This is a genomic window from Neorhizobium fuzhouense (genome assembly GCF_042611105.1).
Lineage (GTDB): Bacteria > Pseudomonadota > Alphaproteobacteria > Rhizobiales > Rhizobiaceae > Neorhizobium > Neorhizobium galegae_A.
The window spans coordinates 150,683-166,252 of the sequence record NZ_JBHFFP010000001.1 but is presented as its reverse complement, the minus strand read 5'-3'; the positions used below and the strand labels follow the sequence as shown (position 1 = coordinate 166,252).

Sequence of the window (15,570 nt, the reverse complement as noted above, 5' to 3'; positions counted from 1 at the left end):
CGGTGCCCGGCTTACAGAGGGGGTAGTGATGGACCAGATTTCCGAAACGCAGCCGGCAGAGTCCGCATCCGAGGCCGTCGATCTGCTGAACAGTGCGGAACGGTTCGTCAACCGTGAATTTTCCTGGCTGCAGTTCAACCGCCGCGTTCTGGAAGAGACACTGAACACGGCCCACCCGCTGCTGGAGCGCGTGCGCTTCCTGTCCATCTCCGCTGCCAATCTCGATGAATTCTTCATGGTGCGCGTCGCCGGTCTCGAAGGCCAGATCCGCCAGGGTATCGTCGTGCGCAGCCATGACGGAAAGACACCTGCCGAGCAGCTGGAAGACATCCTGAAGGAAATCGACAACCTGCAGATGGAGCAGCAGGCCTCGCTTGCCGTTCTCCAGCAGTATATGGCCAAGGAAGATATTCTCATCGTTCGTCCGGCAGCGCTCTCCGAAGAGGATCGAAACTGGCTGGCGACTGATTTCGAGGACGACCTCTTCCCGGTTCTGACGCCGCTTTCCATCGATCCGGCCCATCCGTTCCCTTTCATCCCCAATCTCGGCTTCACCATGGGCCTGCAGCTCGACAGCAAGAGCGGCCGCGAGCCGATGACCGGCCTCTTGCGCCTGCCGCCGGCGCTCGACCGCTTCATCCGGCTGCCCGACGAGGGCCAGACCATTCGTTACATCACGCTGGAAGACGTCGTGTCGATGTTCATCGACCGGCTGTTCCCCGGCTATGTCGTGAAGGGCGCCGGCACCTTCCGCATCATCCGCGACAGCGATATCGAGGTGGAGGAAGAGGCCGAAGACCTCGTGCGTTTCTTCGAGACGGCGCTGAAGCGCCGCCGCCGCGGCAAGGTCATCCGCATCGAGACCGATTCGGAAATGCCGGCCTCGCTGCGCCAGTTCGTCGTGCAGGAACTGGGCGTCCCCGACAATCGCGTCGCCGTCCTTCCGGGGCTTCTTGCGCTCAATACGCTGTCGGAAATCACCAAGGCGCCGCGCGACGACCTGCGGTTTGAACCTTACAACGCCCGATTTCCCGAGCGTGTCCGTGAACACGCTGGCGACTGCCTTGCCGCCATCCGCGAAAAGGACATGGTGGTCCATCATCCGTACGAAAGTTTCGACGTGGTTGTGCAGTTCCTGATCCAGGCCGCCCGCGATCCGGACGTGCTCGCCATCAAGCAGACGCTCTACCGCACATCCAATGACAGCCCGATCGTGCGCGCCCTCATCGACGCGGCCGAAATGGGCAAGTCGGTGACGGCGCTGGTCGAACTGAAAGCGCGGTTTGACGAAGAGGCCAATATCCGCTGGGCGCGCGACCTCGAGCGCGCCGGCGTGCAGGTGGTGTTCGGCTTCATCGAACTGAAGACGCATGCCAAGATGTCGATGGTCGTGCGCCGCGAGGACGGCAAGCTGCGCACCTATTGCCACCTCGGCACCGGCAATTACCATCCGGTCACCGCCAAGATCTACACTGACCTGTCCTTCTTCACCTGCAATCCGAAGATTGCCCATGACATGTCCAACATCTTCAACTTCATCACCGGCTATGGCGAGCCGGCCGAAAGCATGAAGCTCGCCGTCTCGCCCTATACGCTGCGCCCGCGCATCCTCAAGCATATCGAGGAGGAGATCGTGCATGCGCAGGAAGGCCGGCCGGCTGCCATCTGGATGAAGATGAATGCGCTGGTCGATCCGGAAATCATCGATGCGCTTTACCGCGCAAGCCGCGCCGGCGTCGATGTGGATCTCGTCATCCGCGGCATCTGCTGCCTCAGACCCCAGGTCCCGGGACTGTCGGACAATATCCGCGTCAAATCCATCGTCGGGCGTTTCCTCGAGCACAGCCGCATCTTCTGCTTCGGCAACGGCCATGGCCTGCCCTCGGAGAATGCGCTCGTCTATATCGGCTCGGCCGACATGATGCCGCGCAATCTCGACCGGCGCGTCGAGACGCTGGTGCCGCTCACCAACCCGACTGTGCATGAGCAGGTGCTTTCGCAGATCATGCTCGGCAACCTGATTGACAACCAGCAGAGCTACGAGATATTGCCGGATGGTACGTCGCGCCGTATGGAGGTCCGAAAGGGCGAGGAACCTTTCAACGCGCAACACTATTTTATGACCAATCCCAGCCTTTCGGGGCGCGGGGAAGCCCTGAAGTCAAGCGCGCCGAAGCTGATTGCTGGCGTTATGTCCGGACGCAAGAAATAGTGATGCATGGTACGATCTGAAGCTCAGGGGCGTCTCCCCGGAAGCGCTCCTGTCTCCGTTGTCGACATCGGCTCCAATTCGGTTCGCCTGGTCGTTTACGAAGACCTGTCGCGCGCGCCTGCGGTTCTCTTCAACGAGAAGGTCTTGTGTGGTCTCGGCAAAGGGCTTGGCTCCACCGGCCGCATGGACGAGGAAGCGGTTGCGCGCGCTCTGCATGCTCTTCGTCGTTTCCGCGCCCTGTCGGACCAGGCGCGTGCCACGCATGTCTACGTGCTGGCCACGGCTGCCGCCCGCGAAGCGAGCAATGGTGCAGCCTTCATTGCCGAAGCGCAGGCCATTCTCGGACAGCCGGTTCAGGTACTCTCCGGCGAGGAGGAAGCGCTTTATTCGGCGCTCGGCGTGATCAGCGGCTTCAACGGCGTGGATGGCATTGCCGGTGATCTCGGCGGCGGCTCGCTCGAACTCATCGATATCAAGGGCCGCGAATGCGGCAAGGGAATCACGCTGCCGCTCGGTGGCCTGCGCCTGTCGGAAACCTCCGGCGGTTCTCTTGCCAAGGCGCGCACATTGGCGCGCAGCCTGGTGAAGGATGCAAAGCTTCTCGCCAACGGCGAGGGGCGCACCTTCTATGCCGTCGGCGGCACCTGGCGCAACATTGCCAAGCTGCACATGGAAATGACGCAGTATCCGCTGCACATGATGCAGGGCTATGAACTGCCGACCGGCGACATGCTCAATTTCCTCGAACTGGTTCTGACGGCCAAGGACAGCAAGGATCCCGCCTGGCAGTCGGTGTCGAAGAACCGTCGCGCGCTTCTGCCGTTCGGCGCCATTGCCATGCAGGAAGTGCTGTCGGTCATGAAGCCGGCCCGCGTAGTGTTTTCCGCGCAAGGCGTGCGCGAAGGCTATCTCTACGCGCAGCTTTCCGAAAGCGAGCAGCAGCTGGACCCGCTTCTGGAAGCCGCTGATCAGTTGGCGATCCTCAGAGCCCGCTCGCCCGAACATGCGCGCGAGCTTGCCGACTGGACCGGCCGCATGGTCTCCCATTTCGGCATCGAGGAAACCGACGAGGAAGCCCGCTACCGCCAGGCCGCCTGCCTTCTCGCCGATATCAGCTGGCGCGCGCATCCCGATTACCGCGGCCTGCAGGCACTGAACCTGATTGCCCATTCCTCGCTTGCCGGCATCACCCATCCGGGGCGGGCCTATCTGGCGCTCGCCAATTACTACCGCTTCGAAGGCCTGCACGACGATGGCGCGACCGGCCCGCTGGCGCAGATCTCGACGCCGCGCCTGCTCAGCCTCGCCAAGCTGCTGGGCGGTCTTCTGCGCGTCGTCTATCTCTTCTCCGCCTCGATGCCGGGCATCGTCGACCACCTGTCGTTCCGCCGCTCGAGCAATCCGGATCTCGATCTGGAATTCGTCGTACCGCACGACTATGCCGATTTCGCCGGCGAGCGTCTGGATGGGCGCCTGCAGCAATTGTCGAAGCTCACCGGCAAGCGCCTGGCCTTCGTCTTCGAATAGAGCCGATCAGGAGGCGCGCGAGAACTGCGCGCCCGCCGTCAGACGCCGCAGTGCCAGAACGCAGACCGGTTCGTCGCGGCCCTTGACCATGTGCTCGCCTTGCGGTTCTGCTACGATATCCGGCGGCAGTGTCAGCCGCGCGAGAAGATCCGCCGAGATCAGATGCGGTTTCTTCAGCGTCTTGCAAAGCCCCTCGATGCGCGAGGTCGTGTTCACCACATCGCCGAAATAGGTGATCTTGTGGTGGAAGACACCGATCTCGGCCGTGACGATGGAGCCGCCATGCAGGGCGGCCGACAGCTGCGGAACAAGGCCGAAATGCGCCATCCACCAGTCGCGCTCGTGGTCGACTTCGTTGAGCATGTCATAGATGCAGCGCACGCAGCGCGCCTCTTCCACGCCCTCCTTCATCGGCCAGGTGATGATGGCGCAGTCTCCGACATAGTCATCGATCTCGCCCCGATGGCGCCGCACGTGGTAAGCAAGGGCGGCAAACACCGCGCCGATAAACGCCTGCGCCTTCAGGTCGCCGTACTGGCGGGCATAGGCGCTCGACCCCACGATGTCGAGAAACAGGAACACGCGCTCCTCCTCGACCGGGTGCCGATAGCGGCCCGTCAGTAGGCTCAGAAACACGCGACGCCCCAGCAACTGCAGGACGCGCAACACGGTGATGCCGAAGAAGAACATCACCAGCGTGTAGAGAAAGGCCGGCGGGCGGATGACGAGAACCTGCTTCCAGCCCGCCTCAAAAATCCCGGTTGTCTTCAGCACCACACCCGCAAGCGCAAATCCGAGGCCGGACAGCAGGAGGTAGAGGGCAAGCGTCGACAGGAAATAGGCCGGCGTCGCCAAACGCCGCAGACGCACCTGCAGGCGCGGCATCAGCCGTCCGCTTTCGAAGGCGATGAGCGGCATGCTGCAGGCGAGCGCATAGACGGCGCCAATGAGGAGGGGGCCGTTGATCTCGAACAGCAGCATATAGAGAACGCCGGTAAAGGCGATCAGCAGCGCCAGCAGCAGCCAGCGAAGGCCGGCGAGCAGCGGCCCGCCCCGCAGCGTCTTTCGGTGAGGTTCGCGCATGCCCATCCCTTATCCTCCCCGTCGGGCGTTCGCCAGCCGGTCGCGCCACGATACGAGCGATAAGGGTTTGCGCAAGTGCGTAATACCAGGTGGGCGCCGGAAGCCGGCGCCCATCGTCATGCGGTGTTTGCCAGAACCTTACTTGGCGGTGAGGAACGCGCCGACATCCAGCAGCACGAATTCGTTGTCGTCGGCCTTGTCGACGGCACGACCCGCCGAGAAGGGCAGGTTGTTGTCATTGCCGACAACGATGTGGCTGGCATCGACCACATCGACATTTTCGATGGTGACGAAGGGCATGGTGTAGATACCATCCTTGCTGCCCTGCAGTGCCTTCTTGTCGGGATCGGCAATGTTCATGAGGTCGATATAGCCGATCTTGCGGGCGGCCTTGCCGACGTTTTCATCCGACATTTCGATCTTGTAGATGCGCTTGTGCTTGGCCGGCGCATCAAAGCAGGTCGGTTCCGGCTTCTTCGGGTCGGCGCAGGCAAGGGCCGCGGAGCCCGCGCCATTGTCGCGTTCGATGACGAGCGCGGTCGTTGCATCCACCATGTTGAAATCGCCGATGGCAACGCCGCCTTCGCTCAGCGGGTAAAGCCAGCTGCGGCCGGTCCAGGCCTTGGAGGCGGCATCCAGCTCGATGATGCGCAGCGCCGTCTGGCCGTCGGTCTTTTCGCCGGACCCGTCTTCGAGGAACAGCGGACCTTCCAGCAGGCCGTAAAGCTTGGCGCCGTCCTTCGACAGGGCAAGACCTTCAAAGCCGCCGGAGCGCTTCAGGTTGAACACCGGCATTTTGGCGGCGGGGTTGGCCGGAAGGCTGATCAGGGCATTGTCCGGAGACGTTACCGGCTTGCCGTCGACCACGGTTGCGATCACGGCGGTCAGGCGGCCTTCGGTGTCGAACTTCAGCACGTAGGGGCCGAACTCCTCGCCGACCCAAAATCCGTCCGCCACCGGCTGGATCGATTCGACGTCGAAATCGGCGCCGGTGAGATAGCGCTTGTCGGCGCCTTCCATGGCAATCGGGAAGGGGGCCTTCTTGTCCGGGTCGGAGAGGAAGAGGGTGCCGAGACGTTCGACCTTGCCGGCGGCCCAGTCGATCCTGATGTGGTGCAGCATCAGCATGGCGTCACTCGAATTGTTCTTCGAGCCGAAGCCGTTGTCCGACAGTGTCCAGAACGTGCCGTCGGCCATGGTCTTGATGCCGGAAAAGCCCTGCAGGGGCTGGCCGTCGAAGGGAAGCGAAAGACCGGTCAGGCGCGCGCCGTCCTTGCCGGGAATGGTGCCCAGCTTGTCGGTGCGCTTGCGGTCCGCGGTGGTGAACTTGCCGGAGGTCTTCAGCGTTGCCGGTGCATCGGCAGGAGCCGCTACCATCGTATCGGAAGGAAGGATCGCCTGCGAGACGAGCTTGGCCGGAAAGGCCTTTTCTTCGGCGTGGGACTGTCCTGCCAGAACGGCAAGGAGCGCAACGGAGGCAAGGAGAGTTCGGGTCATGGAACACCTGTGCATGAGGGAGAAGAACACTATCCTCCTACGTGCAGCAGATGACGGCGCGATCACGCCCGATTGAAATTCCAATGAAGTTTCAATGACAGAGCAAGATACCGGGCCGGTCCGAAGGCACAGGCCTGCGGGCTTGATCCGGATCGCGCACCCGCCCCGTTCAGGCTGGCATGTCGACCGTCTCGACCTTCTTGTCGATGAAGCGGAGGGCAACCTCGCCGGAGATGAGCTTCAGGGCCGGTTCGCCGAACAGCTCGCGCCGCCAGCCGGTCAGTGCTGCCACCTCGGCCTTTTCGCCTTCGGTGGCGATCTTGTCGAGATCGTCGCTGTTGGCGATGACTTTGGCCGCAACGCCATGCTTTTCCGAGATGAGGCGCAGCAGCACCTTCAGAAGCTCGACCGCCGACTGGGCGCCCTCCGGCGTATGGGAATGTTTTGGCGCCTGCGGCATCTCGGCCTTCGGCAGCGCCAAAGCGGTGTTGACGGCATCGAGGATGGCAGTTCCGGACGACGAGCGTTCCCAGCCCTTGGGGATGGTGCGAAGCCGCCCCAGCGCCTCGCTGTCCTTCGGCTGCTGCTGGGCAATCTCGAAGATCGCATCGTCCTTCAGCACGCGCGAGCGCGGCACGTCGCGGCTGCGCGCCTCGCGTTCACGCCAGGCCGCCACATATTTCAGCACCGCCAGTTCCTGCGGCTTGCGCAGGCGCGATTTCAGCCGAAGCCAGGCATCGTCGGGATGCATGTCATAGGTTTCGGTCGATTCCAGAACCGCCATTTCCTCGGCGACCCAGGTCGTGCGGCCTTCGCTTTCGAGCTTGGCCTTGAGGCTCAGATAGACATCGCGCAGATGCGTGACGTCGGCCATCGCATAATCCAGCTGCTTGTCCGACAGCGGCCGGCGGCTCCAGTCGGTAAAGCGGGAGGACTTGTCGATCTGGACATTCTTCGTGCGCTGCACGAGCTGGTCGTAGGAGATCGAATCGCCAAAGCCGCAGACCATGGCGGCAACCTGCGTGTCGAAGATCGGATGCGGGATCAGCTTGCCGAGATGATAGACGATTTCCAGATCCTGGCGCGCCGCATGGAACACCTTCACGACGGACGTATCGGCCATCAGTTCGAAGAAGGGTGTCAGATCGATGCCCTTGGCCATCGGATCGACAATCACTTCCAGATCCGGGCTTGCCATCTGAATGAGACAGAGGATCGGCCAGAAGGTGGTTTCGCGCAGGAACTCCGTATCGACAGTCACGAATTCCGATTGGGCCAGTTTGCGGCAGGCGTCTTGAAGAGCGGCAGTTGTTTCAATCATCAGCTTCGGTCGTCGGATGGGAGAAAAATCGTTCAACCTTCCTTTCTCTTTCGCCAGAAGATGTCAACAGAGACAGCCGCCTTGCGCACCGTCATTGCGGCCGCGCCGCCATTATTGCGCAAGAGCCGGCGGGCCTTCATCGGAGCGGCCGGTGCGCAGTGCCTCGATATTGTCGCGGTGAACGGTCTCGTAGGGCGCGAAATAGTCGATTGAGCCGGACGCGATTTCCGCCGCGACGAAATCGGAGAGAGGCTCTTCTTCGAGTGCCGGATCGGCGATCCGGGCGGTGAGCCGCTCCAGATAGGCGCGGTTGGCGTCGATGAGGTCCGGCCCGTATCCGCCTGCGGCAATGCGCGCCTCGCTGCCGTGATTGGGCAGGATGCGCTGGATCGGCAGCGCCGCGAGCCTGCCGAGCTCGGCAATGTGGCGGTCAACGCCGAGAGGTTCGGAAATATAGGTGATGGTGTCTTCCAGCGTATCGCCGGCGAGCAGCAGCTGCTCTGCGGGAAGCCACAGCACCGTGCCATCTGCACTGTGAATGTCAAACTGCAGGAGATGGACCGACCGATCGCCAAGCGCAAGCTCCAGCCTGTCCTCAAAGATCCGGTTCGGCAGGATGAGCGGATGGATCGGCGGGTCGCGTTCGGCAAGCGCCTTTGCATTCAACGTCATGGTGTCGAGCGTCAGCCGGTTGGCGATGATCTCACAATCGGCAAAGACGGCGTTTCCGGCAATGTGGTCGGTGTGCCAATGGCTGTGGATCACGGTGATGTCGGATACTCCCTGCGCTTCAAGATGGGTGCGGATGGCGCGAGCGTGGCTGAGCGACATATGCGTGTCGTAGACCAGCGCCTGATCGCCCGAGACGAGCGCGTAGCTGGCGATACCGAGCGCATAGGCGCCGTCGTCCAGCCAGTTCCGCTTCGGCGAATGCAGGCGCTTTCCTGCGATGCGGCCGTCATAATAGGCGTAAAGGCCCGGATAGGGCTCCAGGATGCGAAGGGTGGCGCAAAGGTCGGTCATGGCAGCATCCACGGGCGGAGAGGGCAGGAGGCCTCAGACGACGCGGACATAGCTTGTCATGCCGGTCTTCTGGTGCTCGATGATGTGGCAGTGCAGAACCCAGTCGCCCGGGTTGTCTGCCACCAGCGCAAGCTGCACCTTTTCGTCCGGCGCCACCAGATAGGTATCGGAAATCAGCGGGCTCACCGGTCGCGCAGAGGATGAAACCACCTGGAAATTCATGCCGTGCAGGTGAATGGGATGCAGGTGCGGCGTGTTGTTGACGAGGTTCAACACATACGACTTGCCGCGCTTCATCTCGGCAAGCGGCGCCGAAGGATCGGGCACATCGCCCGGCCACGGCACCTTGTTGATCGCCCAGAAGGAATAGCCGAGCGTGCCGCAGATCGAATCGCGCGCAGCATTTTCGGCGGTGGCGCTGAGGACGAGCGGAATTTCCTCAGCCGATGCGAGATCCGGCTTTTCGAACGGATTTTCGGCAAGCGGCGGCACGTCGCCCAGGCTGCGCTTGCGATTCGCACCAACGCTGCGAAAGGTCGCGACGGTTTTCGCGGTCGATGGCCGTGTATCGGTGAGCGTCACGACTTCGCCCTCGCTCTCCGGCATCCGCAGAACGAGATCGAGCCGCTGGCCGGGACCGATGACGCTCGTCTCAAGCGCCAGAGGCTTTGGTAGCGGCTGTCCGTCGAGTGCGACGATCAGCGCCTGCGCGCCCGAGAGCGTCAGCTGGTAGAGGCGCGTGACGTCCGTATCGGCGATCCGCACCCGCACAAGCCCGCCGCTCGGCGCGTCAAAGGCCGGCTCCAGCTGCCAGTTGGCGCCGCGCACGGTGCCGAATGTGCCGTTGCGGGCGGCATCGCGCGGCTTGAACTGCTCGATGAACTGGCCGTCGCCGCCGAGCCGCCAGTCGCGCAGGTTGAGCGCGATTTCCGCATCAAAAACCGGGTCCTTCGGGTCCTCGACGATCAGCAGGCCCGTCATGCCGCGGCCCATCTGGGTCAGCGTATTGCAATGGGGGTGATACCAGAAGGTGCCAGCATCGGGCGGCGTAAAACTGTAGTCGAACGTATCGCCGGTATAGACGTAAGGCTGGGTGAGGAAGGGCACGCCATCCATGCGGTTGTCGATGCGCAGTCCATGCCAGTGGATGGTGGTCGGCTCGTCCAGCCGGTTGGTGATCCGGGCGTTGAACGGTGCGCCACGGCGCAGGCGAAGCGTTGGCGGCATGGCGGTGTCGGGCGATCCGGCCATGCCGTAGCTCATGACGCCGCGTGTCAGGTGCTGGCCGTCGAGCAGGGCATCGGTAAGGCGCGCTTCCAGATGCACCGCATTTTCCGCCGAAGCCGGGCCACCGAACAGGGAGGCCGCGCCAAGCCCCAATCCATAGGCACCGCCAAGGCCGGCGACAGACTTCAGGAGGGTTCGGCGCGACAGGGAGACCATGGGACTTGCTCTGGAACTGTTTGTGTTCCCCCTCTTAAAGCTGAGTGCGGCAATCATCAATGGAGTGCGATCCGCGATATTGCCGCAGGGGACTACCGCCGGTCGCTGCGGTTGTCCTTGCGCTCGTCCGCGGCGCCGCCGGCCAGCCGGTTGAAATAGGCCGAGGTGCGCAACAGCGCACGAAAGCGGCCCGGCCGCTCCTGCGGCGGCACGGCGGGGCGGCTGCGCATGCGCACCACGGTGAAGAACAGAAAGCCCATGAAGATGAAGGAGGTGTAGATGAAGAACACCGAAGGGCCGATGAACTGCAGGAGAAGCGAGGCGAGCAGGGGCCCGATGGTGGCGCCGATCGACCAGAAGAACAGAAGGCCCGCCGAAACCAGCGCATGTTCGCCGGGCTTTGCAAAATCATTGCCATGCGCCGAACACAGCGAATAGAGCGGCATGGCAAAGGCGCCGTAGACGAAGATGCCGATGATATTGGCCGTCTCATCCGTGCCGGCAAAGAACGACAGATATCCGCCGGTGAGGATGGCGCCGATCGTCGCCCAGATGATCACCTTTCGCCGGTCAAGACGATCCGAATAAATCCCCAGCGGATATTGCAGCACGACGCCGCCGATGATGCCGGCGCTCATGAAGGTGGCAATTGCCGTCACGCTCATGCCGATCTCCTGCGCATAGATCGGTCCGATATTGCGAAAGGCCGCCATGCTGAGACCAACCGCGATGACACCGACAACCGACAACGGCGAAATGCGCCAGACGGCGCGGATATCGGTGCTGATCGCTTCCGGCGGGGCAGGGCTTGAGCGGTCGAGAACCGAAATCGGCACCAGCGACAGCGCCATGGCCATCGCCACCAGCGAAAAGATCACCGGTCCCTCGATGCCGACGGTCGGGATGAGATATTGCGCAGCCGTCACGGAACTGAGATCCACCAGACGATAGACCGAGAGCGTTCGCGCCCGGTTCTGGTTGGTCACCTTGGCATTGATCCAGCTTTCCACCACGGCAAACAGGCTGGCGACCGAAATGCCGATGATGAAGCGCATCAGCGCCCAGAACAAAGGCGAGGTGACAAGCGGCATCAGGATGGAACAGCAGGCGGCAATGGCGGCCATGGCGGCAAAGGTGCGGATGTGGCCGATGGCGCGCAGGATGCGGGTGACGTAAAGGCAGCCGATGGCAAAACCGATGCTGTAGCCGGCACCGATCAGGCCGATGGTGGAGGGGGAAAACCCTTCCGCCGTGCCGCGCAGCGCAATGAAGGTGCCCTGCAGGCCATTGCCGCCGATCAGGATGCCCGCGGTGACGAGAAGGGGAACGAGCGGGCGGATGGTCGACATCGGGATCGATTTTCCTGCAGGAACGGCACGACTCGGGGTTCGTCCCCGAAGCGCTACTGCTGTCTTACCGATCAAACGCTGGTCGCGACAGACCGAAGCGTGAATAGTTCGATCAGGAAATTCAATCGGTCGATGGCGCTGGTCAGAAGAACGCCCGCCCGCTGACCGCCTGGGCAAAGGTGAACCCGACGACGGCGATGGCAAGGAGAGAGCTTGCGACGAGAGCGGGCGTGACCCAGCGACTGGCGAAACGATCAAGCATCAGCCCGATGAGCGGCAGCGCCTGCATGATGTGGGTCGCAAAGAAATGGGGCACGCGCAAATCTCCGCCGCTGCGCGACCAGCCGAACAGAAACAGCCCGCCCGCATCGCTTCTGACGCCGCCCACCCAGTGGCCGGGACCGGCGATCTCGCCGCTGCCCAGCGCAAGCGCCGTCACCAGCGTCAGCAGGCTGCCGAGGATCAGGCCCCAGGCACCGCCGAGCCGCAGGCCCCGCGGCGCAGATGGCGCGGGGCGCATCATGAGGTAGAGGCCGATGACGAGGCTCGACAACACCAGCAAGACGCCGCCAATCCCCATGATGCCATAGGCCATCGCCTCAAGGGACGTCTCGGAGTTGAAGTGTGAGGCACGGCCGCGGGCCGCCTGAAGGGTGATGTAGGCAACCTCGCCGGTTGCGGTCACGGCGGCCGTCAGGCACGCCAGCCAGACGCCCCAGCCGGTCCTGCTGGCGCGCGCGATCAGCGGCAACAGCAGGAGCAAGGTTGCCAGCATCAGCGGCATCGACGCCTGGAATTTCAGCGGCTTTGACCAGACGCTGATGCCGTTCAACAGGCGATCATCCACCACAAGCGCGGCAAGGCTTGGCACCGCGAGTGCGGCCGAGAGACCGATCGCCACGATCAGGATGCGGCTTGCGGACTGGGTTTTGATGCCCGACAGCACCGGTGCGTCATTTAAAAGCAGTGTCATCGGATCAGGCCTTCCCCGTTGGCAGCGCCGATTGCACGGCAGCGGTCACGTAAAACAAAAGCAGACCGAGCGGCCCGAACATAAATGTCGCGACTAGAATCGGCGCCTGCAGCACCCGGTTAAAGCCACGACTGTCGGCCTCGACGGCAATCCAGCTGCCGATGAAGAGATCGAAGGCGAGATAGTGGACCCAGCCGGCCACCAGCACCGGATCGCTTGCAAACAGCGCACGGACCTCGCCGATGGAACCGAAGCCGCCGCCCTCGACGCGGAAGAAATAGACGAAGATCAGGCTCGCATAGAGGGCCGACAAAAGACCGATCAGCGCATGGCGCAGGACAGCGATCAGCAGCGGCCAGCGCGGCAGGAGGATGAGGGCGATCCAGCCGGCCATGGCCGCCGTGCTGGCTGCGGAAAAGACGGTATCGAACGGCATGAAACCCTCATCTTGGCGGTGACAAGATTGAACATGGCGCAAATCCAGGCATTGTCAAGATTACTTTTGACAGGCTGCGGCGGGGGCCGTTATGAAGGGGGCATGGCAAGACGCACGGCATATCATCACGGCGACCTGCGCAAGGCGCTGGTGGACACGGGGCTCTCCCTCTTGGAGGAACTCGGTCTGGAAGATCTTTCGCTGCGCAAGATCGCAGCAAGCATCGGCGTATCGCATGCGGCGCCGGAACATCACTTCCCGAGCCTCAGGCATCTCTTGAATGCGCTGGCGGCGGAAGGTTTTGGCAGTTTTCGCGAGGGGATGCTGTCGCACATGCAGGCCGCCCCGCTGCACCCCGCCGATCAGCTGCGCGCAGCGCTCCGCGGGTATCTGGCCTTTGCAACAGAAAAGCCGCATCTCTTCCGGCTGATGTTCAACCGCAACCGGCTGGACTGGGAAGATCCGGCATTGGGTGCGGCCGGGGAGGCGGCGCGCCAGGTGCTGACCGCGATCTGTCGCCCGGTCGCAGATCGCCTCGGGATCGAGACGCCGGAGGGGCGCGTGTCGATCGAGCATCTCGTCTGGTCGCAGGCGCATGGATACGCCCATCTCGTCATCGACGGGAAAATCGAGGTCGATAGCGCCTGCCACGCGCCAAACAGCGTGCCTTTGCCCGATCTGGTGAATTTTCTGCTGCCGGGCGAGCCGGCGGACGCAAAGACATAAACCGCAGGATGCGCAGATCTGGCACGCTTTGGGCACTTGTGCTTGACAAAGGCGGCCGGCCATGCGCTTTTCCGCCCGATTTTCCCCTTGCCGGTCAGGACCCGTTTCTCGTGCCGGCACACGTGATTCCAGGAACTCCACATGCACCGTTACCGCAGCCACACCTGTGCCGCCCTGAAAAAGTCCGATGTCGGCGCGACCGTTCGCCTGTCCGGCTGGGTTCATCGCGTCCGTGACCATGGCGGCGTGCTCTTCATCGATCTGCGCGACCATTACGGCATGACGCAGGTCGTGGCCGACCCGGACAGCCCGGCCTTCAAGGTGGCCGAAACCGTGCGCGGCGAATGGGTCATCCGCATCGACGGCGTCGTCAAGGCCCGCTCCGACGAAACCGTCAACAAGCAGATGGCGACCGGCGAAATCGAACTTTACGCCCAGGAAATCGAGATCCTGTCCGCCGCCAAGGAACTGCCGCTGCCGGTCTTCGGCGAGCCCGACTATCCGGAAGACGTGCGCCTGAAATACCGCTTCCTCGATCTGCGCCGCGATACGCTGCACAAGAACATCGTCAAGCGGACGCAGATCGTCTCCGACATGCGCAACCGCATGAACGGGGCCGGTTTTGCCGAATATACGACGCCGATCCTCACCGCCTCGTCGCCGGAAGGCGCGCGCGACTTCCTCGTGCCGAGCCGTATCCATCCCGGCCAGTTCTTTGCGCTGCCGCAGGCGCCGCAGCAGTACAAGCAGCTGCTGATGGTCGCCGGCTTCGACCGCTATTTCCAGATCGCGCCGTGCTTCCGCGATGAAGACCCGCGTGCCGACCGCCTGCCGGGCGAATTCTACCAGCTCGACGTCGAAATGAGCTTTGTCACCCAGGAAGACGTCTGGAACACCATGGCGCCGGTGATGACGGGCGTGTTCGAAAAATTCGCCGAAGGCAAGCCGGTCACCAAGGACTGGCCGCGCATCCCCTATGACGAGGCGATCCGCAAGTATGGCTCCGACAAGCCGGACCTGCGCAACCCGATCGTCATGGAAAATGTCACCGAACATTTTGCCGGCTCCGGCTTCAAGGTGTTTGCCGGCATGATCGCGTCGAACCCGAAGGTCGAAATCTGGGCCATTCCGGCAAAGACCGGCGGCTCCCGCGCCTTCTGCGACCGCATGAATGCCTGGGCGCAGGGGCAGGGCCAGCCCGGTCTCGGCTACATCTTCTGGAAGGAAGAAGACGGCAAGATTGCCGGCTCCGGCCCGCTTGCCAAGAACATCGGCGAGGAACGTACCGAAGCCGTGCGCACCCAGCTCGGCCTTGACGCTGGCGATGCCTGCTTCTTCGTCGCGGGCGAACCGTCCAAGTTCTACAAGTTTGCCGGCGAAGCCCGCACGCGCGCCGGCGAGGAGCTGAACCTCGTCGACCGCGACCGGTTCGAACTGTGCTGGATCGTCGACTTCCCGTTCTTCGAATGGAGCGACGAGGACAAGAAGCTCGATTTCGCCCACAACCCCTTCTCGATGCCGCAGGGCGGGCTTGAGGCGCTCGAAACGCAGGATCCGCTGACGATCAAGGCCTTCCAGTATGATGCCGTCTGCAACGGCTTCGAAATCGCCTCGGGCTCGATCCGTAACCAGTCGCCGGAGCTGATGGTCAAGGCGTTCGAAATGGTCGGCCTGTCGAAGGCGGATGTGGAAGAGCGCTTTGGCGGCATGTACCGGGCCTTCCAGTATGGCGCGCCTCCGCATGGCGGTTGTGCTTTCGGCATCGATCGCGTCGTCATGCTGCTCGTCGGGGCGAAGAACCTGCGCGAAATCACGCTCTTCCCGATGAACCAGCAGGCACAGGATCTCTTGATGAACGCGCCTGCACCGGCCCAGCCGAAGCAGTTGATGGAGCTGTCGCTTCGGGTTCTGCCGCCGCAGAAAAAGGATTGATCTCTCTTCCCGCCCGGTTTTACGGGCGGGAACCTTCTTCGGGGCCGG

The 15,570-nt window shown here is 62.9% G+C and carries 12 protein-coding genes; 4 read left to right on the top strand and 8 right to left on the bottom strand.

From position 1 onward, the window contains the following. The first annotated feature begins 28 nt into the window (after positions 1–28). Both ACEXP3_RS00835 and ppx read left to right on the top strand, forming a co-directional pair. Positions 29–2,212 carry an RNA degradosome polyphosphate kinase gene (locus ACEXP3_RS00835; RefSeq protein ID WP_377295574.1) on the top strand — a complete coding sequence of 728 codons (2,184 nt, stop codon included), beginning with the start codon at positions 29–31 and terminating at the stop codon, positions 2,210–2,212. 6 nt (positions 2,213–2,218) lie between these two features. After that, positions 2,219–3,739 carry an exopolyphosphatase gene (gene ppx, locus ACEXP3_RS00830; RefSeq protein WP_377295573.1) on the top strand — a complete coding sequence of 507 codons (1,521 nt, stop codon included), beginning with the start codon at positions 2,219–2,221 and terminating at the stop codon, positions 3,737–3,739. A 6-nt stretch (positions 3,740–3,745) separates the two neighbouring features. On the opposite strand, the gene ACEXP3_RS00825 is transcribed toward ppx, so the two are convergent. From ACEXP3_RS00825 to ACEXP3_RS00790, 8 genes are all read right to left on the bottom strand, one after another. After that, positions 3,746–4,822 carry an adenylate/guanylate cyclase domain-containing protein gene (locus tag ACEXP3_RS00825; protein WP_377295572.1) on the bottom strand — a complete coding sequence of 359 codons (1,077 nt, stop codon included), beginning with the start codon at positions 4,820–4,822 and terminating at the stop codon, positions 3,746–3,748. 138 nt (positions 4,823–4,960) lie between these two features. Beyond that, the gene (locus tag ACEXP3_RS00820; RefSeq protein WP_377295571.1) at positions 4,961–6,319 is read right to left on the bottom strand and encodes an esterase-like activity of phytase family protein; all 1,359 of its coding nucleotides are present in this window, start codon (positions 6,317–6,319) and stop codon (positions 4,961–4,963) included. A 169-nt stretch (positions 6,320–6,488) separates the two neighbouring features. Next, entirely contained in the window at positions 6,489–7,640 is a 1,152-nt protein-coding gene (rnd, locus tag ACEXP3_RS00815; RefSeq protein WP_210102925.1) for a ribonuclease D, read from the bottom strand. 111 nt (positions 7,641–7,751) lie between these two features. Further along, positions 7,752–8,663 (bottom strand): MBL fold metallo-hydrolase, encoded by a 912-nt coding sequence (locus ACEXP3_RS00810; RefSeq protein WP_377295570.1) that lies wholly within the window; start codon positions 8,661–8,663, stop codon positions 7,752–7,754. Positions 8,664–8,696: 33 nt separating this feature from the next. After that, a complete protein-coding gene (locus ACEXP3_RS00805; RefSeq protein ID WP_377295569.1) occupies positions 8,697–10,106 on the bottom strand; it encodes a multicopper oxidase family protein in 1,410 nt (469 codons plus the stop codon). A gap of 92 nt (positions 10,107–10,198) precedes the next feature. After that, positions 10,199–11,455: an MFS transporter gene (locus tag ACEXP3_RS00800; protein ID WP_377295568.1), complete on the bottom strand. Its 1,257-nt coding sequence runs from the start codon at positions 11,453–11,455 to the stop codon at positions 10,199–10,201. Positions 11,456–11,597: 142 nt separating this feature from the next. Continuing rightward, a complete protein-coding gene (locus ACEXP3_RS00795) occupies positions 11,598–12,428 on the bottom strand; it encodes a hypothetical protein (protein WP_377295566.1) in 831 nt (276 codons plus the stop codon). A 4-nt stretch (positions 12,429–12,432) separates the two neighbouring features. Further along, positions 12,433–12,864: an ABA4-like family protein gene (locus tag ACEXP3_RS00790; protein WP_377295565.1), complete on the bottom strand. Its 432-nt coding sequence runs from the start codon at positions 12,862–12,864 to the stop codon at positions 12,433–12,435. A gap of 102 nt (positions 12,865–12,966) precedes the next feature. Between ACEXP3_RS00790 and ACEXP3_RS00785 the strand changes: the two genes are divergently transcribed. Both ACEXP3_RS00785 and aspS read left to right on the top strand, forming a co-directional pair. Beyond that, positions 12,967–13,590, top strand: a complete 624-nt coding sequence (locus ACEXP3_RS00785) for a TetR/AcrR family transcriptional regulator (RefSeq protein ID WP_377295564.1) — start codon at positions 12,967–12,969, stop codon at positions 13,588–13,590. Between the two features lie 141 nt (positions 13,591–13,731). After that, a complete protein-coding gene (gene aspS, locus ACEXP3_RS00780; RefSeq protein WP_377295563.1) occupies positions 13,732–15,522 on the top strand; it encodes an aspartate--tRNA ligase in 1,791 nt (596 codons plus the stop codon). Positions 15,523–15,570 lie beyond the last annotated feature (48 nt).